Here is a 24,364-nt window from a genome sequence, read left to right as displayed (position 1 = left end):
GTGAGCGAGGAGGCTGAGGTGCTGCCCCCGGAAAGCGAGTATTTTTTCACAGCGTCGGATTAAGCACTCATCGTGAAACGAGTTTTCAAAAGTTATGTCGTAGTTTATGGAAACTACGAATGAGTTTTATCTTTCTTCTTTGTAAAAAAACTGCTTCGACCGAAATAGCTCGAAGCAGTTTTCCTACTTTATTTGTTTGATTCTGATTTACTTTCCCAGCTTTCAATATTTTTAAGATCTGGTAAGGTGTCACGGTAAAAGGCTGGGTCCTTGCCTTCTTGTCGCTGATCTTGATAATCCTTCAAGGCTCTCATTGCAATTTTACCTAATAAGGCAATGGCAATAAGGTTGACAACAGCCATTAATCCCATAAATAAGTCTGCCATCGACCAAATAATAGCCAGCTCACTCGTTGCGCCAACTAACACCATAATTAAAAAGGCGATACGGAAAATCGTTGTATAGATTGGCTTTTCTGAAATAAATTCGATATTTGCTTGCCCATAGTAATAGTTTCCTAATAAAGAACTAAAGGCAAAGAAGAATATAGCTACCGTGACAAATAAGCTTGCCCAATTGCCTAAGTGATTAGCCATTGCATCTTGCGTTAGCTGAATCCCTTCAATTTCACCAACTGTATACACATCCGTCAATAAAATCATAAATGCTGTCGCACTACAAATGATGATTGTATCAATTAAAACACTTAACGATTGAATTAAACCTTGTTTTACCGGATGAGAAACATAAACTGTTGCTGCAGCGTTTGGCGCACTACCCATACCTGCTTCATTGGAGAACAAGCCTCGTTGGACCCCATTCATAATAGCAGCACCGAATCCGCCGCCTACTACTTCCTCAATACCAAATGCATTATTAAAGATTAAAGCAATCACAGATGGTAGTTCACCGATATTTAACGTCATAATAATCACCGATATAGCTACATACGTAATAGCGAAAAACGGTACAATTACCTCTGCCACTACGGCGATACGACGAATCCCGCCAAAGATAATAAAACCGATCATAATAGCAATAATAATCCCTACAATGAATGGGCTGATATCATAAGCACCCACAAAAGCATCTGTAATCGTATTGGTTTGTACTGCATTAAAAATAAGACCAAAGCACAATGTAATCAACACGGCAAATATTAAACCGAACCAACGTGCTCCAAGCGCCTTTTCCATGTAATAGGCTGGACCACCACGAAATCCATGTTTATCTCTAACTTTATATATTTGTGCTAATGTACTTTCCACAAACCCTGTGGCTGCACCTATCAAGGCAATTAACCACATCCAAAAAATTGCACCGGGGCCTCCAAGTGAAATGGCTACCGCTACCCCCGCAAGGTTCCCTGTACCGACACGAGCCGCCGTACTAATCGCAAATGCTTGAAAAGGAGTTGTCCCTTTACCTTCTTTAAACGCTTTCCTGTCTGTCCCTTTAAATAGCTCGCGGATCATCTCTCCTAATAAACGGAACTGAACAAATTTAGATATAAACGTAAAGTAAAAACCAAGTATCAGTAAAAGGGCAATCAATATGTATGTCCAGATAAGGTCGTTACCCCAAGCTACAATATCACCAAACCATGTATCTGCACTAAACCAATCCTTCACTAAATCCATCCTTTCTGCTTATTTTATCTACTCACGTGTTGTATAAATCTTTTAGAAACTAGCACTGACACTGATAAAACGTGTAAGGTTGATTTCCTAATTAAAATTACCAAAAAACTTCTATATATTCAAGAAATTATGAAAATCACACAATTAGAATGACACATTCGATGAGTATATCGGGAGTAAGATGCTCTTCCAGCATGAACACCCAAATTGTTTCCCGTACTAAAAAAATACAGTATAATAAAGATGAACCTTATCTGTTCCCCTTCGGACATACAATCCGTTAATACTGCATAATTCCCCGTCTTAGTATTGTTAGAGGACATGATGTCCACTACTACATTGAAAATACGGCATTTTGTAACAATAACGGAATCTATGTCCATAAAAAAACGTAACCTCTATAAGTTACGTTAGATGGAGCATATCGGGCTCGAACCGATGACCTTCGCGCTGCCAGCACGACGCTCTCCCAGCTGAGCTAATGCCCCACGATAATAGCATTATATCAGAATTTTAATACAAGAAAAAGAATTAGTAATTCTTATCAAAAGTATTCACTCTAGGTGAATGGTTTAATAACCTATTCTTTTGATGTAATCTTAATTTCAGTCACCCTTACCTGATTTAGTTCCTTGATTGAATCTATCTTATGGTAGAGAACCTTCATTCTGTTTGTATCTTGAGTTGATAGAGGATAAGCTACATGAGCGAATCATCTTTGCCAATAGCAGCTGCTTCTGGAAACTCCCCCGCACCATCATCTCCAATGATTGCAATGATGAAAAATCCGCCTGGTGCTATCCTCTCTCTGAGTATTCTAACATTGATCTCTGGTTTAAATTCCACCTTTATAGCAAAACTTTAAGAGCATTTTCCCTCTTTTTTTTCTTCTACTTTTGTGATATCATTCTTCTCTTCATGCTTAAACTGTTTTTTCCTTTTTCGCTTTTTCCCACGAAAAGTGCCGTGTGTACAGCACTGAAACACATTTAGGCCACCTTTACGTTTCCTTCTTTTTCGAGACTTCACCTTTCTGCTCCCTCCCTTCTATTAATCCATCATATTTTGTATTACATGATTTGGTGTGAGTGTTAGTCCTCATAAAAATAATTTTTTTAGAGTTTTGTAGTCCTAGATGGTCCGTATTATTTCGTAGTTTAATACAATTAAATTGAGCAAAATTAACCAAAAAGAAAAAGAGATTGAAAAAAATAAAAATAGCCTACTCAAAAGACGAACATTGAACAATTAAAAATATAGACGCAAATACTAAGTGTAGTCAAAATACGCAGACTGATATGAACAAAACTGTCAAGGCCTCCTTCAAAACATGTAAATGTCTCTCTTTTTGGACAACCTTAAGCTAAGAATCTAAATTTGACCCTCAACGAATAGTATTAACGCCCTTCCTCCACAACTGCCACTGCAATTTTTTCCTTTGATACGTCTAACCCTACGTATTTTGTGTAATAATTCATGTTACTAGCTCCTTTTGTATTAAAGCTCTGATTTGGGATTGGGTTCTTTTTAATCCCTTTTCACCCACAGCCTCATAAATGCGGACCCAATTTCTTATCGATTTTTCATCTGTTATTCCCGAATCTTTTGCTAAGCTAGGATAGCTACCTTCTCCATTCAAATAAGCCTTAACAACTCCTAATTTAAATGCCTGATTATATTTAGCCATAAAATACCCCCAAAAGTTAGATTTTAGGTCTAACTTTTGGGGGTCAGCTCAAATCGTTCGGATTTTCCTATGAATAATCCTCTTATGTCCCAGCCCTCTTCACTCCCATTATCCTCTTTCCAATGGCATCGTACAGCATCGAAATGAGCCACCAGATTTTATAATTTCAGAAAAAGGTACTTCAATAACATAATAACCTCTGTCACGTAATGCTTGATTTACTTGTTTATTTTCTGGTAAAGAAATAATACGTTGATCGCCAAGAGATAACACATTGGTGCCAAGTGTGAATTGCTCGTCATCTGATACTTCTATTAAGTCGTATCGTTCTCTTAACTTTTGTAATTCCTTCTCTTCGAAAGCTGGAGAATAAATGAGTCCTTCTTTTTCGCTAACTAAGTTAAAGCAACAATCCAAGTGTAAAATGTCTTTTCTTATCGGTATAGGAACAAGTCTTTTATTTTTAACAAAGGCTTGAAAAGAATCAACCGCTTCATAAGTCGTTCTTTCACTAATACCAATCCACACTGTATCACCAGCAACAATCACATCTCCCCCTTCTATTGAATGGGTATAGAGTGACTCGTATGTAAGAGAATAACTCTTCAAAAATGTTACTAGGGCTTCTATTTCAGGCTCTCTTATTTTTCGTCCCATCTTGGCAGTATACAGATTTTCGCCAATTACAAAACCTATATCTCTCGTAAAAACTTGTTCATTTAATGAAGGCTCAGCAGCAAGTTCTATAACCTCTGCTCCTTGATTTCTCAATTCCTCCACAAAGACCTTATGTTGTTCCATCGCTTTTGCCACATTAATATTATCGTCCTCATAATATTTTTGTGTTTCATTTATTACTTGATCAATTTTCATATAAGTTGGCGGGCACACCACAACTTGATTTAGCCGACCAAATTCTTTATTTTGCTTTATCATGATTAGCGCCCCCTTCCTCTATATTATATCAAAATACCTCTGATTCATTCTTGCTTCAGTAAGTTATTTGAATCTTAACAACCAAAATAAATCAAAGGAAAAAAAGTGCGTTACATAATCTTACAGATTTATTTTCCCTAGTTTAATCACGTGCTATTCTTTAATTACAATAAATCATTAATCAATCGGAGGGGATTTTAAAATGGCTAGAAGAAGAATGAAAAATCCTAATTTTATCACTTTTATTGTTTTGACTTTTAAAGTAATGTTTCAGTAATCAAATCTCAACCTTGTTCATATGATAAAGCAATAAATCTTACCAAGCACCGATAACTAGTAATAATACAGTTATCGGTGCTTTATTGTTGTTAACCTCTCCATTTTCACAAGACCTTCCAATAGAGATAAAGAAAAACTTGGCTTATCGCCAAGCACTGGCGAAAGCCTTAATTTTCTTATACTATCAACAATAAATTTTCATACTTTCTGATAGTATAAAAAAGGAGCTGATCTTAAAGTCAGCTCCTTTTGAATACAATACTACGCTTTTTGTATAATAATATCATCATCTTTACACTCAATGGTTACGGTATTGACTTCTTCATCCTCTAGAACAACATCTGTAATACCATCTTCTACTTTCTCTTGAATTACTCGACGTAATGGCCTTGCACCAAAACGCGGGTCATATCCTTTATCTGCTAGGAATTTCTTCGCATCTGTTGAGATATGAATGTCAATACCTGCTTCTTTAAGCTTTTCTTTTAATTCTGCAATCATCAGATCAACAATTTGCAATAGATCTTCTTGTGTTAATTCATTAAACGGAATGATCGCATCAAAACGGTTCAAGAATTCGGGCTTAAAGAAATCACTTAAGTTTTCTAGTGTAGAAACAGCCTCATTATTATCGCTATTAAAACCAACCGTTATATTCTTAGTTCCTGTTCCAGCGTTACTTGTCATAATAATGACACTGTCTTTGAAGCTTACAGTACGACCATGACTATCGGTTAACTGGCCGTCTTCCATAATTTGCAGAAACATGTTTTGCACATCTGGATGAGCCTTTTCAATCTCATCTAACAGAATAAGACTGTATGGGTTACGTCGTACTTTCTCTGTTAATTGACCTGCTTCTTCATGTCCTACATATCCTGGTGGTGAACCGATAATTTTAGACACCGTGTGTTTTTCCATATACTCACTCATGTCCAGTCGGATCATTGCTTCTTTAGTACCAAATAACTCTTCCGCTAGAGCTTTCGTTAGTTCGGTTTTTCCAACACCAGTAGGACCTACGAATAAGAAGGAACCAATTGGGCGATATTTCGGTTTTAACCCTGCACGGCTGCGGCGAACAGCTTTTGCTACCTTATCTACCGCTACTTCTTGACCAATCACTTTATTTGAAAGATTTTGAGCCAAGTATTTCATTTTATTTTGTTCATCTGATTGAATTTTTCGTACAGGGATACCTGTTTTTTCTTCAATGATCAATTGAATATCCCCTACGGAAACCTCTGCTTTTGGTTCTTCATTCGTCTGTTCTAGCTTTTTCTCCAATTTGATTTCTTGATGTCTAAGATTGGCTGCACGTTCGTAATCTTCTTTTTCCGCTGCTTCCATCTTTTCTTTTGCAATTTCATCTAAACGTTTTTGCAACGTGTCTTTATCTGTCTCTTCATGCTCCAGATTTAAGCGAGCGCCTGCTTCATCGATTAAATCGATCGCTTTATCAGGCAAGAATCGGTCTTGGATATAGCGTTTAGATAATTCAACAGCAGCATAAAGCACTTCATCTGAATAGTTTACATGATGATACGTTTCATAACGATCTTTTAATCCTTGTAAAATTTGCTTTGCTTCTTCTACTGTTGGTTCTTTGACCATAATCGGCTGGAAACGACGCTCTAGTGCTGCATCTTTTTCAATTTGACGATATTCACTTAACGTTGTTGCACCAATTAATTGTAATTCGCCTCTTGCAAGTGCCGGCTTCAGAATGTTTCCTGCATCCATTTGAGAGCCTTCAGCTGTACCTGCACCAACTAGCAAGTGGATTTCATCTACAAAGAGAATAACATTTTGTCTCTCTTGTAATTCTTGTACTAATTGTTTCATCTTCTCTTCAAATTGTCCTCTTACTCCTGTATTTGCTACAAGAGAAGCCACATCTAATAAGTAGATTTGTTTATCCATAAGTTTTGTTGGTACATTACCTTCTGAAATCTTCAAAGCAAGACCTTCTGCAATTGCCGTTTTCCCGACACCTGGTTCCCCGATTAAAACAGGGTTATTTTTGTTTCTTCTATTTAATGTTTCAATCACACGTTTTACTTCTTGATCTCGACCAATTACAGGGTCGATTAAACCTGCTTTAGCAGCATCAGTTACATTTTTCCCCAACTGATCAAGCAGTCCATTTCCATCTTGACCATTTGCTGTGTGAGTGTGTGTTTGGGATCCATTCGCTCCACCAGAAAAGAAACCATTTGCTCCTTGGCTTCCAAACATCCCAGATGGATTTGCTGCATGATTTTTTATATCTTGAAAACATGACTCGCACACATGTAAAGTTTCAGATTGACCATTAAATCGAAGGGTTACATTAATTTTTGCTGGTTGAATACCACAATGTTGACATTTCATTGTATATTCCTCCTTCAATTTCTATTTATTTAATTTGACTTTGACTATATTTGACCTTTCTTATCTATTATTATAATTTGACCTTCTTTGACTTTCAACCCTTTTGCTTAAAAATTTTTCTATGAAATGAATGAAACCATTCATTATTCATTTTTTCACAACGTGGAAAATATTAAACATAGTTACTGAGGAAAATTTGGGTTATTAGTGCTTAATCTCCGCTGTTTAAAAACACTCACTTTCCTTAACCATAAAAAAAGAACTATCGCAATTAGACAGCTCTTTACAGATATATAATAGACATCATATTTTAGATCACAACACCGAAAGGAATAAATACTAAAATTAATGTTAGAAGGAGTGCCCAACATAATTCCCTTAACATTCCTCATCCCCCTAAAAGGCTTTTGTATCATATTATCACACAATAGGTATTTATCATGCTTTTTGGGATAAAACATTACAAACAATTTACAATCAGGACGACTTTCATCCATTTGCTTACTGTGATATGATGAACATATATTGTGAAAAGGAGTTGTTTTTCTATATGACAACTATTGAATTGATGTCGCATAAAAAGCCAATCGAACTGACCGTACAACATTTGACCGTTTACAAACAAGCAAAAATAATCGAGGCAATAGATCGTAAACATCAATATTATACGATCATATTTTATAAAAACGACTATATTAACTGTAAAAAAACAACTGTTTTGAAACGCTTCTCCTTTTTAGCAAAAGCATTTCAGTATGGTTTTACTTATCCTGCCGACCATCCACTAACCAAAGCTCTACTATCTGAAAATAAAACATACCGCATCACTTCTACTAACCAAATGTTCCAAAAATTAAAAGATAAGTTTGCCCCTATTGAAATGTTATATATTATTTCTATGTTCGATAATTTCTTAGAAGAGAAAAAAATACGAGGACTGTGTAAAACTGTCTTTTATCAATATCGCAGAAATGGACAGTTACAAAAAGCCTTCCGCACCATCATTAATTATCGCGAGATCCGTCCACATGATACATTCGCCAAGGATATGATACACCATATGGACTTTTCCAAATATAAAGCATCATACAAAGACCTTGATCAGCTAACTCAATCCTGGTCTGACCCTCTTTATTTAGAATCTATTTGTTCTGATTTAAATCACGCTCACCAACATATGCAAAGTCTACGCTCTCAATTTATTAAAGAAAATAGACAATTTGACGAACTTGCATTACTGCACATGATCTACGATTCTGGAATTGATATAAATTCATCAATCCTTGTTCGATTAGACAAAATAGCACAATCTATTATAACAGAAGAAGTACAAAAGGATTTATGGGCAAGTTTACTGCCAAACACGAGCCATACCGAATTTATGATCGATAAACTATCCGAATTAAATGGGTATAAGCAATTAATTCACTTTTTCGTTCATAATGAAGAAATCGATCCGTACACCCTACCTTATTTAGAAAAAGCAATTGTTGACGCAAAAGGCAATGACTTGCTGCCATATACAGAGAAATTATTCACTAAGTTAACGAACTACTTCCACCATAATCACAGCCAATTAGAAAAAGTAATGCACATCACCATAAAAAAACTCCTGCCACATATGTCTCTCTCTGAAATGACACAGTTTATTCCTAGTATGGAAGTTCCTATTACACAAAAACTTCGAAAAATGGAGACATTAACCGAGAACCCTGATAAACAAATGGAATTAGGTGAAATATATTTTGATTTAGAGCAATATGACAAAGCGATTCAATGTTTTGAATGGGAGATGGAACTGAATCCAAACGACTTAAAACCTTTACAATATTTATACAAGAGTTACTTAAAGAAGGATGACAAAGAACAAGCTAATATTTACAAAAAATTATTAATAAATGTTCAATCACAGTCTGCCTCATCCTAGCTTTAAAGAAGTGTTTTATTGGTCTTCTATACTTCGCCACAATGTCATCGCAGCATAAGAACGGTATGGAGACCATTCTTTACTCCATTCGTACACAGTATCTTTACTTGGTTTATGTTCAAACCCCTTATCATAGCGCAATGCATTGAGGATACCGATATCACTAACAGGAAATAAATCTTTTCTTCCAAGACCGAACATCAACCAATTTTGCACAGTCCATGCTCCAATCCCTCTCACTTTGGTTAGTTGTGCGATTATTTCATCATTGGTTTGAGATGATAGTGAAATGAAATTTATGGATCCGTCTGCCACTAGCTTAGCAGTATCCACCACATATTCTGCTTTACGTCGACTAAACTGCATCTTCTGTAAATCTTCATATGGTATGCTAGCCACTTGCTCTGCCGTCGGATAAAACCAGACTCCTTGATATTTCTCACCATACTTTTCAACAAAACGACTTGTTAAGGTTTGGGCAAAGGACATATTTAATTGTTGATGGATAATCGTCTTCATTAAACTGCCGAACAAATCAAATTCACGAACAATAGGAGTATATGGAAACTTTTTAAATAATTTGTCTATACTAGATGATGCAAAAAAGCTTTTCACTGTTGCTAAATCTTGATCCCAAGCAAAAATACCGTTTACTTGCTTTTGTATGTCAAGTTGTTTATCACGATCTTTCCCTTTGACTTTAAACAAAGGTTGATGAATGGTTCCAATCGACTGAACAGTCACTGTTGTTTTATTGTTCTCAAACCGTATCGGTATCGTCACTTGTTTATTTAATAAATCTACTTGATTTAGTGTATCAAACGCTAATCTGCTTAGCGCATAGTCAAAGTCATAAGGAGTATTAAGCTTAATCTGTTTCTCCCATTCCATTATCACACATCCTTTTTGCTTGTCTGAATTTTCTATCTACTATGATATACTAAAACAAAACACTCAACAAAAGACAAGGTGATAGAAATGAATAAGCAGTATTACGCTATTATAGACATTGGTTCTAATACTATGCGACTCGTCATATATCTAAGAGAAAAAGGCGGGCGTTTAAAGGAAGTAGAAAACGTAAAAGCAGTTGCAAGATTAAGAACATTTTTAGACACTGATCATTATTTAACGGAAAACGGAGTTAAGCGACTAATTACCACGTTAAATAGCTTTCACGATGTTTTGAATAATTACGCGCTTGAGCAGGTGGAATGTGTCGCAACAGCTACCGTTCGGCAAGCAAAGAATCAAAGTGAGATTCAAGCCAAAGTAAAGGAAAAAACCGGTTTTAAAATGAAAATATTATCTGAAGAAGAAGAAGCTTATTATGGCTATCTTGCTGTCGTTAATTCCACTTCTATTCATACTGGTATAACAGTAGATATCGGCGGCGGCAGTACAGAAGTAACCTATTTTGAAGAACGAGAATTAGTTGCCTGCCATAGCTTTCCGTTTGGCGCGTTAACATTGAAGAGCTTCTTTCAAAAGGAAACTCCAACGGAAGAGGAATTACAAAAATTACATCTATATTTGTCCAAACAGTTTCGCACTTTGTCATGGCTAGTTGCCAAAGAAGTTCCTATTATTGCTATCGGAGGAAGTGCACGAAATCTCGTTCAAATTGACCAAAACATGAAACGATACCCATTAGCAGGCCTTCACCAATATAAAATGTTCGATGAGGATATTCAAAGAGTTAGTCATTATTTAACATCTCTCAAACCATCGAAGTTACCAAAAGTCGAAGGTCTATCAAAGGACAGGGCTGACACGATCATTCCTGCCATTGAAGTGTTTCATACACTTTATCAAACCGTACAGGCTGATTGCTTCATTCTTAGTCGAAAAGGGCTTCGCGACGGAGTTTTTTACGAGCAATTGTCAAAGGAAATGGGATCTGTCATTTTCCCCAATGTTCTAGAAGATAGCATCCAAGAGTTGATTAATGACTATGACCTAGTACCAAAGCAAATTTTCCATGTACAATATTTAACGAGAAATTTATTTGACTTCTTGAAGGAAAATGGACTTATTCACTTAAACAAACAAGATTGGGAACTTTTAAAACGAGCTAGTTACTTATGTCATTTAGGAGCTTATATTGACGCTGAATCAAGTGCTCAACACACTTTCTATTTGCTAGCCAATCGAACGATAGATGGCCTCACACATAAAGAACGTTTAATGTTAGCCCTTATTGCTTCCTATAAAAATAAAACTGTCTTTAAACAATTTATCCACCCATATAAATCTTGGTTTTTAAAGGAAGAACGAAAAAAATTAAAACGACTTGGTGCTTTATTAAAGTTTTCCTATTGCTTAGACGCTACAAAACGGCAAATAGTAAAGGATATTCATCCATATATGAAAAACAGCAAACTTTGGTTAGAGCTTTCTTGTGAGGGTGACTGGATGCCTGAGGAATACCAAGCTGAGAAGCAAAAAAAGCATCTTGAAAAAGCTGCTAAAACCAACATCGAGTTAGTTTTTACTTGCACTACTGCTAAGAACAAGTTTACAATAAATTAATACAAAATTTACATTATTTTAACAAATCTTCCTTGTTTTAGCGTTATGATAGATAGTAGTCTGTGAAAAAGGATGATAACTAATGACAACAACAAAAGATAAAAAGGAATTAGGTCTTCCTGCCTACTATAATAATAGAGAACTCAGCTGGCTTTCTTTTAATAAACGTGTAATGGAAGAAGCCGATGATATAAGGAATCCTTTATTAGAGAGACTGCGTTTTTTATCTATTTTTTCTTCTAATCTAGATGAATTCTTTATGGTGAGAGTGGCTGGACTAAAGGATCAGGTTAAAGCCGGTTTTAACCGTAAAGACAATAAGTCTGGGTTAACCCCAAAAGAGCAGCTTTCCAAAATATCGAAAACAAACCATGAATTGGTCGAGCAACAATATTCCATTTATAAACAATTAACTTCACCATTAAAAGAAGAAGATATATGTATTTTGCCAATCGAAAGTCTGACAAGCTCTCAAATTAATGAATTGGAAACTTATTTTGATGAGCAAATATATCCTGTTTTAACTCCAATGGCAATTGATGCTTATAGAGCCTTTCCTATGCTGTTAAATAAATCTGTCAACCTCGCTGTTCAATTAGAAGACATGTATGATATTGATGTCGAAAAGCTAAAAACAGCGATTGTTCAAGTCCCTGCTCTTTTGGACCGGTTTATACAAGTAAATGACAAGCACCATTATGTCCTTTTAGAGGATTTAATAAGCCATTTTATTGGGAAGTTTTTTCAAGGATACCATGTCAAATCGATTACCACCTTCCGTATTACACGGAATGCTGATATGACAATTCATGAAGAAGGTGCGAGAGATTTATTAAAAGAAATTGAAAAAGAACTAAAAAAGCGTAAATGGGGCGCAGCAGTACGTCTTGAAGTTGAAGGTAAACAAAGGGATCCTCAAATGGTCGATTTTCTATTGCATGCATTAGAAATTCACCATAAAGATTTATATATCGTGGATGGTCCATTAGATCTAACTTTCTTATCTGATTTTTATAGTCATGTAAAAAAGGATTACGAGCATCTTATTTTTCAAACGCTAATCCCGCAACCGCCACAAGATATTCATGAAGATGAAAATGTATATGAAGCGGTTCGGAAACGTGATCTATTTTTACACCATCCATACGAATCCTTTGAGCCGGTTATTGACTTAATAAGAGAAGTTGCGGATGATCCCGATGTCTTAGCAATTAAACAAACATTATATCGTGTTAGTGGTGACTCCCCTATTATTGATGGATTGAAGCGGGCAGCTGAAAATGGCAAGCAAGTAACGGTACTTGTTGAATTAAAGGCTCGATTTGATGAAGAGAACAACGTACAATGGGCCAAGGAATTAGAAAAAGCTGGATGTCATGTTATTTATGGGATGATCTCATTAAAAACACATAGTAAAATCACCCTTGTTGTTCGCCGAACTGAAGGCGGAGTGGAAAGAGTTGTCCATTTAGGTACAGGCAACTACAATGATCAAACGGCTAAATTTTACACAGATATGTCTTATTTAACTGTGAAAAGAAAATTTGGAATGGATGCTACCCATTTTTTTAACTACTTAAGTGGTTATACGGAAAAGCCACGTTTCCATCACCTTTCTATGTCTCCATTTGATATTCGTAATGATATTATACGGTATATTGATGCTGAAATTGATTATCATAACAAACATGGTAATGGGCGAATTATTGCTAAGATGAACTCTTTAACAGATAAACCTGTTATTCAAAAGTTTTATGAAGCTTCTCAAGTAGGAATAGAAATCGATTTAATCATCAGAGGTATTTGTTGTTTAAAATCAGGTATGGAGGGAATTAGCGATAATATCCGGGTGAAAAGTATTGTTGGACGTTTTTTGGAACATAGTCGTATTTATTATTTCCATCATAATGGAGAAGAAAAGCTGTTTTTATCTTCTGCCGACCTGATGACAAGAAATATGGTGAAGCGCGTAGAACTAATGTTTCCAATATTTGAAGGACGTATAAAAAATAGAATTCTAAACATATTAGAAATTTTGCTTCAAGACACTGCCAAAATGAGAATTCAAAACCCTGACGGCTCATACTCTCATGTTAAAAATGAATCAAAAAAACATTTGATCGATAGTCAACTCACTTTATTCGATATGGCCTATCAAGTATTAGATGATGAAGAATAAGAGAGAGCTTCTAAACGAAGCTCTCTCTTATCTGCTATAACCTATGATCGGTTTTGGCAATAGTTCTTTCATCATTAAATCATCTAAACTTTTGAATGTATAACCTTGTTGTCTCAAGTCATTAATAAGCGATTCTAAAGCATCTGCATTATCTTGGGAAACAGTATGCATAAGAATAATAGCACCTGGATGAATTTGATTCATCACTTCGTTATAGGCATGGCGCCATCCTTTTTCCGATCCTTGATTCCAATCGACAAACGCCAACGACCAAAAGATATGAGTATATCCCAATTCATTCGCCCATTGAAGAGACTTTTCACTAAAGGTACCGCTAGGTGGTCGTACATATTGAACAACAGCCTTATCACTAACGCTTTTTATTTTTTTTGTTAGTGATTCTAGATCTGCTGCAAGTTCAGCTTTAGTCAGTTTCGTAAAATCTTTATGACCATTAGAGTGGTTTCCTATAATATGACCATCCTGTAACATTCTTTTTACCAAATTCTTTTGATCATCTATATAATGACCGGTTAAGAAAAAGGTTGCAGGAACTTGTTTTTCTTTTAATACATCTAGAATTTGTTCCGTGTACCCTGCCTCATAACCATTATCAAACGTTAAATAAATATGTTTATCGCCTGACTCATCAACATAATAGCCATTGTATTTATCTAATATAGGTTTATACATGCCTACATCTGGCTGCTCATGATTTGTTGCTTTTTTATAGCCCCAACCATAACCTTCAGCAGAAACTTGTAAAGGTAATAAGCTGAGCAACAGTAGAGAAAATATTACGATTATCCGTCTATTCATATTGATCACCTTTTTTACCAATAGTTTAATCAAAAAAAGTGACCTTATACTGAAAGCTTACAGAATAATACTTGCAATCCACCCAAAAATAAACAATGGAATATTAAAGTGTAAAAAGGTTGGCACACAGGTATCCCAAATATGATGATGCTTCCCATCTGCACTTAATCCAGAAGTTGGACCTAATGTACTATCAGATGCTGGTGAACCGGCATCACCTAATGCTCCTGATGTACCAATTAACGCTGCAATGGCCATTGGTGAAAAACCTGCTGCTAAACAAATAGGCACATACAACGCCGAAATAATGGGGATTGTTCCGAAAGATGAACCAATACCAATGGTGATCAATAAACCAACTAATAATAAAATAAGGGCAATAAGCGCTTTATGGCTCGCTAACATATCAGAAGAGGATCCCACTAATGCATCCACTGCGCCTGTTTCTGTTAATATATGACCAAACCCTGCTGCTACTAACATGACAAAGGCAATAGATCCCATCATGCCTACCCCTTGTTGTACAAAAGCATCTCCTTGCTTAAGTGGAACAGCAAAGAATAAAATCATACATATAACACCAGCTAATGCACCAATTACTAGACTTTCTGTATATAACTGTACAATCAAGGCAATAACTATAGCAAAAATAGTGATGAGATGTGTTCGGTTAAAAGTGATTTCAGTGGTTTGATGACTTTGTTGGAACGAATCCATCTCTAAAACTTGTTTTGGCTCGCGATTTCTTCTGTATGTGACCAATACTGCAATAAGTAAACCAATAATCATTCCGCTGCCTGGTATGAGTAAGGAAAGAGCAACCTCACTTGTGCCAATTTGCACACCGTTACTTCCCATTCCATTTTGAATGGTTTGATGAAATAATAAACCAAATCCAAATGGAATCATCACATAAGGTGCTTTTAAACCAAATGTTAAAGCTGTTGCAACCGCTCGGCGGTCTAACTTCATTTGATCAAATACTTTTAATAATGGCGGAATTAAAATAGGAATAAATGCGATGTGTACTGGTACCAAGTTTTGTGACAGTGATGCGATCCCGGCAATAGCTAATACAAGCATAGTTTTCTTCCCTGTTAACACGCGTATTAAGGATCGCACTAATAATGTTGTAATTCCTGTATAGCTGATCATGGCGGCAAATACCCCAAGCAAAATATAGCTCAGTGCTGTACTAGCTTGTCCGCCCATCCCATCAATTAACATTGCAACCGTATCTTGCACATTCATGCCAGCCATTAAACCGGCAACAATTGCTGCAATAATAATAGCGAAAATAACGTGTACTTTAAATAAACTTAACAATATCATTGCTAAGACAGATATAACGACTACCCATTCCATTCTTCTCGTTTTCCCCTTTTATCTTGTTAAATCTTTCTCTATTTTTTCTATCATTTGAATTAACTGATCCACATCTTCTATGGACGTTTTCTCTGGATCCAATCCATCAAGTTGATCCATGAACCTTTCCAGTTGTACTTTTAATTGTGTAATTTTATTACTTTCACTCATCATGTTGCCCCTCTTTCTGTGTTTGATTTCGCCTTGTACTTAAATCCCTTTACCATGCTAAAGGATTAATGACGTAATGTCTAGATTTATTTTCTTCCACCTGTACTCGTGATATAATATACACGGTTTGAGGACAAAATGGAGGTCTTTATTTATGTCATGGGAAAATATAAAATCATTTTTCAACACATATTTTTTGGAAAATAACCTTATTAATTTAGTTATTGGCGCAATCGTTACATTAGCTATTGTCCTAATCGCGAAAAAAGTTATTCATACGTTTTTCAAAAAAACCAATTTTTTAACAGAGAAAAAAGAACGTACAATTGAATCGATGCTAAATTCAATAATTCGGTATGCTGCAACATTTGGTTATATTATCTATGCATTCACTGTTTATGGCATAGAAGTTGGCAGTATTCTTGCTGGTGCTGGTGTACTAGGTATTATTCTCGGTTTTGGTGCACAGAGTTTGATCAAGGATTTATTAGCTGGTGTTTTTCTTTTATATGAGAAGCAATTAGAACAAGGTGATTGGATTAAGGTAAATAACACGTTTTCAGGGACTGTTGAGGAGGTAGGTTTACGTTTTCTTAAAGTGAGGCAATGGTCTGGAGTATTGTTAACAATCAGTAATGGACAAGTGAACACGATTGAGAATTATAATATTGAAAAAATGCGTGTGATTGAGCATGTTACAACTAGCTTTTATGAAAATCCTAAAAAAGTATTTCAAGTATTAGAAGAAATTTGTGAACAGTTAAATGATGAACTATACCCGTACTTACTAAAGGACATCTCAGGTGCGCCTGCTGAAGCCTTTACGGTTTATGGAATGTCATCTGTAAATGATCATTACCGAGGTTATAAGTATACAATAACTGGATTATGTATTGATGACGAATATTTTACAGCAGCTAAAGAAACACGCAGAATTATCGCAGAACACATGTATCAGAATAAAATACAAATGGCCGAGCAGCATATTGATATGAGACAATCCTGATAGGTTCAGAACCAATCCATATTTCAGTCAAAATCCGCCCAAACCCTAATAATTTTTCTGACAAGCTACAGTTCGCAGTAGAACAAATTGCGACATAAATTAGTGATTTTTCTTCTCACTTGTTTCACGATTAGTGCTTAATTGGCGCTACGGAAAAACACTCGCTTTCCGTGGGGAACGCTTCAGCCTCCTCACGAGCAAAAGACGCTCGCTGCGGGGTCTTCAGACTGTTCCTTTCCCACAGGAATCTCGCATTTTTCCGTAGCTTCGTGTGGTTTTCTGTTCGAGTGAGAGATTTCCATGGATCACTGATTTCACAAGCTTGATTCATTTGAAAATCAGAACATCACTACTAGCGTAGGTAAGATACGAAGACTCCTGCTGAAACAACACGTGTCCGAAGACCCCGTGATGCACCTGTGTCTTCTAGTATCGCTTCGAAGTAGGTTTCCTCGGTGCAAGGGAGCAAAGAAGTTATTTCAAGTAGTTCCCTGGCTGAGGCCGTGTCCGCGGAAAGCGAAGTATCTTGCCGAAGCGATTCTTTGCACTCAGCTTCGGAAGAATAGTTGAAAGACACATTAAGTTGTGTCATATTTTATGGATATTACGCACAACTTTATACTTTCTTCTCTTATAAAAAAAGCGCGCAGGTTTACTGCGCGCCTTTTGATTGGAATTTAAATGCAAGATGATTTTGTACTGGGATGATAGCTCCTACCTCTTGCTTCGTCACATTTTTGATCACTAATTCCTTACCTGAGCCTTTTAATTCTAAATAAACTTCTCCATAAGTGATTTGACCTTTCTCTTGTAATACTGGCAGATAAGCTTCTAAACGTCCAATATCCCCTTTTGGTATGGCATACGTTTTACTTAACTTCGTATCATTTCCAATTACAGCATGGAAGGTTAAAGGTAAATCCACTTGTTGGCTTGCCTTATTTAAAACCATCTGCTTGATTTGATTAGCACGGTCCACTTTCGCAGTAAGTGCACCTTTCACATGCTTGTCTTCTTCTTGATGATAATAAACACTCTCTTCTTTATCACCATATCTGTTATCTACTTCATTGGTGTTGACTACTTGGAACTCCCATTTTACGTTCGATTCCTCCGAATCATATCGTAAGGGCCAACGACCTAAATAAATGTTTCCTCTATAACCAAATGCTAAAGGTGATGGATTCAGACTAGATTCGTTTAACAATTGAACAAGCTCTGGATTTTCAATCTCAATGTTTAAACCATCCATCAATGTATTTACTAAATTACTTGGTTCTACATTATTTTGCTCTTCTGATTTTTTTGGAGAAGTGTTCTCTTCATCAATGTTCTCTACATAATCCGGAATATCTGCCTTGGTTGATGCCATCAAAGGAACCGTCAACATTATGAAAGCTAATATAACAGAAAGGCTTACTTTTTCCATCATTCTCGTCCCTTCTACTTTTTGTTTAGTTTACCAAAGGGACGAGAAAACTATTCATTACTATCTACTAATGTTTATCACTTCTATTGTTTCGGTTACTTTCACTGTATCTTCAATCGTACGAACCATAGAACAGTTTTTCCTAGCGATTTCGAGACTCTTTTCCATTTGATCAATACTTAGCTGAACCCCTTTTACTGTGAAGTTTAAATGAATAGATTCAATTTTATTCGCCTCCTCGGGGTTTCTTTCCACTTCTGCTGACACTTTTAAATCTTCAATGTCCAATCGTTTTTTTTCTAACACTTTACGGAAGACAGAAGCACTACAACCTGCGATAGAGGACACCATCAGTTGAAATGGGCGATAACCGAATTCTTCATTACCAGAAATATCTAATACGCCATATTCTAACTGTGTACGCATACCGCCTTCTTTTAAATAAAAATCCATTCATATTCCTCCTTCTTAAGCTAGGTTACGTCTAGTGTAGCACAAAAAATGGAGGATATGACTATTTTCGACTTTTTCCGTAATCTTTAAAAACAAAATATTTTACCATAAAAAAGCTAGCGATAGATGATAACAACATCGCTAAACCTTTTGCAATATTATAACGAAGCCAATTTAATACACCAAAATGTTCTAGCATGCTATTTAAGCCAATAAATACAACATTACTGACTCCTAAACTAATTATACTTTGTGTAATAAAACCGAACCTTTGAAAATTTGTACCCGTTGCTGATCGTTTAAAGGTGATATTTGCATTCCAAAAATAACTATTAGTCACAGCTAACGTGTAAGCTATCGTATTATATGCTAATAACCACATACGATCATCTGTATGAAATAACAGCAACAGTAGATTCAATGTACCAATATCTACTACTGCATTTCCAATTCCTATGAGACCAAACTGAAAAAATTGTAAGGGACCACTTTTCCTTCGTTGTTTACTCATTCTATCCCTCTTTAAATTATGCTGTTTTTATAAAGTTTGTTGTTTTTCCATCGTTCAGGTTAGATCTAGGCGGTCACTTTCCACTCTCCCAAACTAATGAAGTTTTTACCGAAAGTAACAAGTTTTTAGAACACAGCCTTAAATTAAACATTAACGCCTTAAGCTTTTTTCTGTAGATGGGGACGATAGATTTTTAGCAGGATTTTCTTGCTCAATGCCGGCAACCTGATGATAAAATGCTAGAATTTGCTTTGACTGTTCGTCCCATCCCATATCAGCAATTTCTGAACGAGCCGTTTTAGAGAGCCTCTTACGAAGCGTTTCATCCTCAAATTGTAAAATCGTTCTCGTAAAATCTTGAGGGTTTAATGGATCATATAATAAACCAGTTCTCTCATCTTCAATCTGCTCACAAGTTGGGCCACTTTTAGCAGCAACAATAGGCAATCCCGATGCCATTGCTTCCGTAATTACCAACCCCAACGTTTCTGTTGTCGACGGAAACAAAAAGACATCAGAAGAGGCATAAGCTTTTGCTAATTCTTCGCCATGCATAAAACCAGTAAAGACAACGTCCATACCTTCAAAATGTTTTTCTAAAGATGAACGATGCGGACCATCCCCTACGATAGCTAAAACGAATTGATCAGATATTTCTAGCACTTCCTTAATTTTTTCTATTTCCTTTTCGGGTGCTAGCCTTCCAACATATAGTAATAGCTTTTTATCAGGCTGACCATTCGTTAAAGTTTCTCTCATATTCGCATCATATTTGTCAGGATGAAAAAGGGTTGTATCAACACCACGCTTCCAAACATGTACATTTTGAAATGACTGAGAATCCAACTCTTTTCGTACAACTTCCGAAGTACATAGATTGATATCTGCTTGATTATGCAGTTTTCGAAAATACCACCATAATAGGCCTTTAAATATGGATAAATGATAGTAATCTGCATATTTCGGCACTTGTGTATGATAGGATGCTAGTAATGGATACTGTAGTTTCTTTGCATAATATACACCTGAAAATCCTAAAATAGCAGGATTGACGACATGAATGATATCTGGCTGATATTCTTCTATCATACCCTTCACTCTACGTGATGGCATGGCGAATTTTTTGGACCGATAAAAGAATAATCTTCTCGCAGGAACTCCTTTTATTAAAGCACCTTCAAATTCATCCACACCTAAGTCTGGTGCAACAACTCGGACATCATGCCCTTGTTTCATGAAGTATCTAATGCTTTCTTTTAAACGTGTGACCACACCATCTGTAGAAGGTATAAAAGTTTCCGTAATTATTAATATTTTCACGGTTTAACCATCCTTATGTACAAAATTCTACTGTCTCTTGCATTAATCATATTTTGTATTATGATGACCAAATTAATCACAAATTAAACCGTTATTTCCACGACACTTTTGGTAGGATGTTTGTTTCTATAACTTGATCCTTATGCTTTACGACAGTTTCTAAAATTTCTCTAATCACTTCATCATCTAATAAGTGAGGTTCTAGACCTAGTTCTTTTAGTTTTGTATTTTCAGCATGATAGAAATGATCTTCTAATTCTACTCTTGGATTTTCTAAGTTAGTAATTTGCGGTTCAAAACCTTCGTCCTCTGCTACCCTCTTCACTTTTGCTGCTAGATCAGCAACTGAAAACTCTTCGGTAAATTGGTTAAAAACTCGTAATTCTCCTTTATCTGCTGGATTTTCAGCGGCAATCTCAATACAGCGAACCGTGTCTTTTATATTAAGGAATCCTCTTGTTTGTCCTCCTTTACCATAAACGGTTAGATCATGGCCAATGGTTGATTGAATAATAAAACGGTTCAGTGCTGTACCGAATACATCATCATAATCTAAGCGATTAGTTAAAATAGGATCCATTTTTGTTTCTTCTGTATCTAGTCCATAAACAATACCTTGGTGTAAGTCTGTTGCTCTAATTCCCCAAATTTTACAAGCAAATGTAATGTTATGACTATCATGTACTTTAGATAGGTGATAAAAAGAGTTAGGTTGCTTTGGATAAGGAAGTACATCTTTTCTACCTTTATGTTCAATTTCAAGATATCCTTCTTCAATTGGAATATTTGGAGTACCATATTCTCCTAAAGTACCCAGTTTGATTAAATGACAATCCGGTACGATTTCTTTTATCCCGAATAGTACATTCAATGTACCTGTTACATTATTATGTTGTGTGTATACTGCATGTTCTCGATCAATCATGGAATAAGGGGCAGATCTTTGTTCAGCAAAATGAACAAAAGCATCTGGCTGTTCTTGTTTTAATACTTCTTTTAAAAAGTCATAATGAACTAAATCTCCATCATAAATCGTGATTTTGTTACCAGTTAGTTCTTCCCAGCGATTTACACGTTCTTGTAAAGAAGCAATTGGAGTTAATGAATTAGAGTGTAGTTCGTTGTCTATCTTTCTTCTTACCATACTATCAATAATAGATACTTTATGTCCTTGCTTCGATAAATATAAGGCAGTTGGCCATCCGCAAAAACCATCTCCACCAGCTACAATAATATTCATAAAACTTCCTCCATCTCCTTACGACTACAATAGTGCTATTGAATGTTGAAATATCTCACAAAAATTTTACCACATATATGAATAAAATAAATAATAATGAAGAATATTTACACAAATTTTATATATGTTTCTTCTCACCCTTAAATACCTCTATGATACCAAAATTCTCATTTTTCAACGTCAATTAATTGATGTTCATTTGCAGCAATTAGAACAAATTTGAATATGATAAAACAAATATTTATACCTTTCACTTCTAGTGCTTTTTATACTAACCCCTTCCTGTTTGTAAATCATCACCATACAAATTGACATTTTTGATAACTATGATATCATTAAATAAATTATTATTTTATAATTATTATAATTTGTGATAATGATAATCTTTATCATCACCCAGTTTTAATGAAAAATATTATCAATTATATAAGGGGAGGAGAGTCATTGAGTAACTATTTAAAAATTATTCTAGATAAAACAATTGAACCTAAAGTGCCTTCTTTTACACCATCTAAATTCATACATCAAATTTGGAAACATCGCGAACTAGCTGCTGCCATTATCAGTGGTCTTATTATATTTTTTACATGGTTATTTCAGGCTGCTTTAACACAAGAATGGAGCATAACTTTACTTATCAGTGCTTTTATTATTGGTGGATATGCGAAGGCTAAGGAAGGAATAACAGAAAGTATAGAAGAAAAAACGTTAAATGTAGAACTTCTGATGATTATAGCAGCAATAGGAGCTGCATCGATCGGATATTGGACAGAGGGAGCTATTCTCATCTTTATTTTCGCCTTATCAGGTGCATTAGAAACTTATACGGAAAACAAAAGTGAAAAAGAATTAAAATCACTGATGGACCTCCAACCAGAAACAGCTCATTTAATTACCGAACAAGGGGAAGAAACCATTTCCGTTAAAGACTTAAACATAGGAAATCAAATCCTTATTAAAGCAGGAGAACGTGTACCTGCTGATGGCATTGTAAAAAAAGGAAACACAATCATTGATGAAAGTGCACTAACAGGAGAGTCCATTCCGGTAGCTAAGCAAAAAGATGACAAGGTTTATGCCGGAACGATGAATGACAATGGGAGTATCACCGTAGAAATCAATACATTGCCAAATGAAACACTGTTTCAACGAATTATTAAGCTTGTCCACTCTGCACATGATGAAAAATCTCCATCTCAACAATTTATTGAACGCTTTGAGAACACTTATGTCAAAGTCGTTTTGATCGTTGTAGGATTGATGATGTTTTTACCGTATTATCTTATTGGTTGGTCCTGGACTGATACCATATATCGAGCTATGATTTTATTAGTTGTAGCCTCCCCTTGTGCACTCATTGCGTCCATCATGCCAGCTACACTATCTGCAATTTCGAATGGAGCAAGAAAAGGCATTTTATTTAAAGGCGGATTACATGCTGAAGGTCTTGCCGGAATTCACGCAATAGCTTTTGATAAAACAGGAACTTTAACCGAAGGAAGACCGGTTGTGACAGATGTTCGGCTAAACGAACAAGAAAATGTGAAGGAAGTATTCTCTATCTTACATGCTATTGAAAAACAATCGAACCACCCTTTAGCAAAAGCAGTATTTGATTTTTGTAAAACAAAAAGAGATCTATTGTCGGTAGAAGTAGATAATGTCATTCATATTAACGGAAAAGGTGTGCAAGCACAGGTGCAAAATAGCATTTGGAATATTGGAAGTGCACGTTTAGTTGGGGAGGAAAAAGCAAAAGCTTTTATGGAAGGTTACGCGAATGACCTTTCGAATGATGATGCGAAAACAAGAATTTTTATTCAACGAGATCATGAAATTATTGGTTTATTACTGTTAAAAGATCAATTAAGAAAGGATTCTATGCAGACAATACATGCCTTAAATAAACTTGGTGTAAAAACGATTATGCTGACAGGAGATAATCAAGAGACAGCAGCAGCCATTGCCAATGAAGCCAATATAAAAGATTTCCGTGCGAACTGTTTACCAGAAGATAAAGTAAATGAGATGAAGCACTTATCCAAGCAATACGGAAAAATTGCAATGATTGGGGATGGTATTAATGATGCACCAGCACTTGCTACAGCTAATCTAGGAATTGCCATGGGAGCAGGCAGTGATGTTGCACTAGAGACAGCTAATATCGTACTAGTCAAAAACAAATTACCGCGAATAGTGGATGCTATCAAACTATCTAGAAAAATGAATCGTATTATCAAGCAAAATATCGTCTTTTCTATAACAGTCATTTTATTGTTAATTGCCTCTAATTTCTTACAAATGATCGATCTGCCTCTAGGCGTAGTTGGTCATGAAGGCAGCACCATTCTTGTTATTTTAAATGGGTTAAGGCTATTAAAAGGTTAACTGCTTCGAGCTGTTCCAAAAGTCCAATTCATATTTCAGTTGTTTGATCAGTAAATGGGCTATTAGGTAGGCTCTTTTTCTTTTATGATAAAGAGAGACTCCCATCAGT

At 35.7% G+C, this 24,364-nt stretch carries 19 protein-coding genes and 1 tRNA gene; 6 read left to right on the top strand and 14 right to left on the bottom strand.

Translation table 11 applies throughout. The features are described 5' to 3' along the window. Positions 1-188: 188 nt before the first annotated feature. Positions 189-1,640 (bottom strand): alanine/glycine:cation symporter family protein, encoded by a 1,452-nt coding sequence (locus GHD00_RS17740; protein ID WP_163539547.1) that lies wholly within the window; start codon positions 1,638-1,640, stop codon positions 189-191. Between the two features lie 415 nt (positions 1,641-2,055). Further along, positions 2,056-2,128: transfer RNA gene (locus GHD00_RS17735), tRNA-Ala, on the bottom strand. A gap of 215 nt (positions 2,129-2,343) precedes the next feature. On the opposite strand from GHD00_RS17735, the gene GHD00_RS20960 reads away from it, so the two are divergent. Beyond that, positions 2,344-2,505: a hypothetical protein gene (locus GHD00_RS20960; protein ID WP_205600786.1), complete on the top strand. Its 162-nt coding sequence runs from the start codon at positions 2,344-2,346 to the stop codon at positions 2,503-2,505. Between the two features lie 609 nt (positions 2,506-3,114). Here the strand turns inward: GHD00_RS20960 and GHD00_RS17730 are convergent. The 3 genes from GHD00_RS17730 to GHD00_RS17720 form a co-directional block, all read right to left on the bottom strand. Beyond that, on the bottom strand, positions 3,115-3,327 hold the full coding sequence (locus GHD00_RS17730; RefSeq protein WP_163539546.1) for a helix-turn-helix domain-containing protein: 213 nt from the start codon (positions 3,325-3,327) through the stop codon (positions 3,115-3,117). A 108-nt stretch (positions 3,328-3,435) separates the two neighbouring features. After that, a complete protein-coding gene (locus GHD00_RS17725; RefSeq protein ID WP_163539545.1) occupies positions 3,436-4,263 on the bottom strand; it encodes a dimethylarginine dimethylaminohydrolase family protein in 828 nt (275 codons plus the stop codon). Positions 4,264-4,803: 540 nt separating this feature from the next. After that, positions 4,804-6,915, bottom strand: coding sequence for an ATP-dependent Clp protease ATP-binding subunit (locus GHD00_RS17720; protein ID WP_163539544.1), 2,112 nt, complete (start codon positions 6,913-6,915; stop codon positions 4,804-4,806). 550 nt (positions 6,916-7,465) lie between these two features. Here GHD00_RS17720 and GHD00_RS17715 point away from each other — a divergent pair. Next, positions 7,466-8,842: a tetratricopeptide repeat protein gene (locus GHD00_RS17715; RefSeq protein WP_163539543.1), complete on the top strand. Its 1,377-nt coding sequence runs from the start codon at positions 7,466-7,468 to the stop codon at positions 8,840-8,842. Between the two features lie 15 nt (positions 8,843-8,857). On the opposite strand, the gene GHD00_RS17710 is transcribed toward GHD00_RS17715, so the two are convergent. Further along, entirely contained in the window at positions 8,858-9,733 is an 876-nt protein-coding gene (locus GHD00_RS17710) for a DNA-3-methyladenine glycosylase family protein (protein WP_163539542.1), read from the bottom strand. A gap of 87 nt (positions 9,734-9,820) precedes the next feature. Between GHD00_RS17710 and ppx the strand changes: the two genes are divergently transcribed. Together ppx and GHD00_RS17700 are read left to right on the top strand one after the other, a co-directional pair. Beyond that, on the top strand, positions 9,821-11,374 hold the full coding sequence (gene ppx / locus GHD00_RS17705) for an exopolyphosphatase (protein ID WP_163539541.1): 1,554 nt from the start codon (positions 9,821-9,823) through the stop codon (positions 11,372-11,374). An 82-nt stretch (positions 11,375-11,456) separates the two neighbouring features. After that, complete coding sequence (locus tag GHD00_RS17700) at positions 11,457-13,553, top strand: RNA degradosome polyphosphate kinase (RefSeq protein WP_163539540.1); 2,097 nt, start codon at positions 11,457-11,459, stop codon at positions 13,551-13,553. Between the two features lie 27 nt (positions 13,554-13,580). Here GHD00_RS17700 and pdaA read toward each other — a convergent pair whose 3' ends face one another. Genes pdaA through GHD00_RS17685 form a run of 3 tightly spaced genes read right to left on the bottom strand, consistent with a single transcriptional unit; the run spans position 13,581 to position 15,908 of the window. Next, entirely contained in the window at positions 13,581-14,372 is a 792-nt protein-coding gene (gene pdaA / locus GHD00_RS17695; protein ID WP_163539539.1) for a delta-lactam-biosynthetic de-N-acetylase, read from the bottom strand. A gap of 57 nt (positions 14,373-14,429) precedes the next feature. Continuing rightward, positions 14,430-15,737: a Na+/H+ antiporter family protein gene (locus GHD00_RS17690; protein WP_163539538.1), complete on the bottom strand. Its 1,308-nt coding sequence runs from the start codon at positions 15,735-15,737 to the stop codon at positions 14,430-14,432. Between the two features lie 18 nt (positions 15,738-15,755). Continuing rightward, a complete protein-coding gene (locus tag GHD00_RS17685) occupies positions 15,756-15,908 on the bottom strand; it encodes an SE1561 family protein (protein ID WP_163539537.1) in 153 nt (50 codons plus the stop codon). A gap of 154 nt (positions 15,909-16,062) precedes the next feature. Here GHD00_RS17685 and GHD00_RS17680 point away from each other — a divergent pair, with 154 nt between their 5' ends. Then, positions 16,063-16,914, top strand: a complete 852-nt coding sequence (locus GHD00_RS17680) for a mechanosensitive ion channel family protein (RefSeq protein WP_163539536.1) — start codon at positions 16,063-16,065, stop codon at positions 16,912-16,914. A gap of 652 nt (positions 16,915-17,566) precedes the next feature. Here the strand turns inward: GHD00_RS17680 and GHD00_RS17675 are convergent. From GHD00_RS17675 to GHD00_RS17655, 5 genes are all read right to left on the bottom strand, one after another. Continuing rightward, entirely contained in the window at positions 17,567-18,346 is a 780-nt protein-coding gene (locus GHD00_RS17675; protein ID WP_240468742.1) for a YfkD family protein, read from the bottom strand. Between the two features lie 57 nt (positions 18,347-18,403). Beyond that, positions 18,404-18,796 (bottom strand): OsmC family protein, encoded by a 393-nt coding sequence (locus tag GHD00_RS17670; protein WP_163539535.1) that lies wholly within the window; start codon positions 18,794-18,796, stop codon positions 18,404-18,406. 61 nt (positions 18,797-18,857) lie between these two features. Beyond that, positions 18,858-19,307 (bottom strand): GtrA family protein, encoded by a 450-nt coding sequence (locus GHD00_RS17665; RefSeq protein ID WP_163539534.1) that lies wholly within the window; start codon positions 19,305-19,307, stop codon positions 18,858-18,860. A gap of 150 nt (positions 19,308-19,457) precedes the next feature. Then, a complete protein-coding gene (locus GHD00_RS17660) occupies positions 19,458-20,627 on the bottom strand; it encodes a glycosyltransferase family 4 protein (RefSeq protein ID WP_163539533.1) in 1,170 nt (389 codons plus the stop codon). A gap of 91 nt (positions 20,628-20,718) precedes the next feature. Next, the gene (locus GHD00_RS17655) at positions 20,719-21,867 is read right to left on the bottom strand and encodes an NAD-dependent epimerase/dehydratase family protein (protein WP_163539532.1); all 1,149 of its coding nucleotides are present in this window, start codon (positions 21,865-21,867) and stop codon (positions 20,719-20,721) included. 492 nt (positions 21,868-22,359) lie between these two features. On the opposite strand from GHD00_RS17655, the gene GHD00_RS17650 reads away from it, so the two are divergent. Next, complete coding sequence (locus GHD00_RS17650) at positions 22,360-24,255, top strand: heavy metal translocating P-type ATPase (RefSeq protein ID WP_240468744.1); 1,896 nt, start codon at positions 22,360-22,362, stop codon at positions 24,253-24,255. Positions 24,256-24,364 lie beyond the last annotated feature (109 nt).

The organism is Gracilibacillus sp. YIM 98692, assembly GCF_010993965.1.
Taxonomy (GTDB): domain Bacteria; phylum Bacillota; class Bacilli; order Bacillales; family Amphibacillaceae; genus Gracilibacillus.
Note: the sequence above shows the minus strand (reverse complement) of the source record. Positions and strands in the feature narration are given on the sequence as shown.

What these genes read in the sequence shown, in the direction of transcription:
- GHD00_RS20960 (WP_205600786.1), top strand. Translation starts at nt 2,344, where the DNA reads ATGAGCGAATCATCTTTGCCAATAGCAGCTGCTTCTGGAAACTCCCCC.
- GHD00_RS17725 (WP_163539545.1), bottom strand. Translation starts at nt 4,263, where the DNA reads ATGATAAAGCAAAATAAAGAATTTGGTCGGCTAAATCAAGTTGTGGTG.
- GHD00_RS17730 (WP_163539546.1), bottom strand. Translation starts at nt 3,327, where the DNA reads ATGGCTAAATATAATCAGGCATTTAAATTAGGAGTTGTTAAGGCTTAT.
- GHD00_RS17655 (WP_163539532.1), bottom strand. Translation starts at nt 21,867, where the DNA reads ATGAATATTATTGTAGCTGGTGGAGATGGTTTTTGCGGATGGCCAACT.
- GHD00_RS17710 (WP_163539542.1), bottom strand. Translation starts at nt 9,733, where the DNA reads ATGGAATGGGAGAAACAGATTAAGCTTAATACTCCTTATGACTTTGAC.
- GHD00_RS17670 (WP_163539535.1), bottom strand. Translation starts at nt 18,796, where the DNA reads ATGGATTTTTATTTAAAAGAAGGCGGTATGCGTACACAGTTAGAATAT.
- GHD00_RS17665 (WP_163539534.1), bottom strand. Translation starts at nt 19,307, where the DNA reads ATGAGTAAACAACGAAGGAAAAGTGGTCCCTTACAATTTTTTCAGTTT.
- GHD00_RS17715 (WP_163539543.1), top strand. Translation starts at nt 7,466, where the DNA reads ATGACAACTATTGAATTGATGTCGCATAAAAAGCCAATCGAACTGACC.
- GHD00_RS17740 (WP_163539547.1), bottom strand. Translation starts at nt 1,640, where the DNA reads ATGGATTTAGTGAAGGATTGGTTTAGTGCAGATACATGGTTTGGTGAT.
- GHD00_RS17700 (WP_163539540.1), top strand. Translation starts at nt 11,457, where the DNA reads ATGACAACAACAAAAGATAAAAAGGAATTAGGTCTTCCTGCCTACTAT.
- ppx (WP_163539541.1), top strand. Translation starts at nt 9,821, where the DNA reads ATGAATAAGCAGTATTACGCTATTATAGACATTGGTTCTAATACTATG.
- GHD00_RS17690 (WP_163539538.1), bottom strand. Translation starts at nt 15,737, where the DNA reads ATGGAATGGGTAGTCGTTATATCTGTCTTAGCAATGATATTGTTAAGT.
- GHD00_RS17675 (WP_240468742.1), bottom strand. Translation starts at nt 18,346, where the DNA reads ATGATGGAAAAAGTAAGCCTTTCTGTTATATTAGCTTTCATAATGTTG.
- pdaA (WP_163539539.1), bottom strand. Translation starts at nt 14,372, where the DNA reads ATGAATAGACGGATAATCGTAATATTTTCTCTACTGTTGCTCAGCTTA.
- GHD00_RS17720 (WP_163539544.1), bottom strand. Translation starts at nt 6,915, where the DNA reads ATGAAATGTCAACATTGTGGTATTCAACCAGCAAAAATTAATGTAACC.
- GHD00_RS17685 (WP_163539537.1), bottom strand. Translation starts at nt 15,908, where the DNA reads ATGAGTGAAAGTAATAAAATTACACAATTAAAAGTACAACTGGAAAGG.
- GHD00_RS17680 (WP_163539536.1), top strand. Translation starts at nt 16,063, where the DNA reads ATGTCATGGGAAAATATAAAATCATTTTTCAACACATATTTTTTGGAA.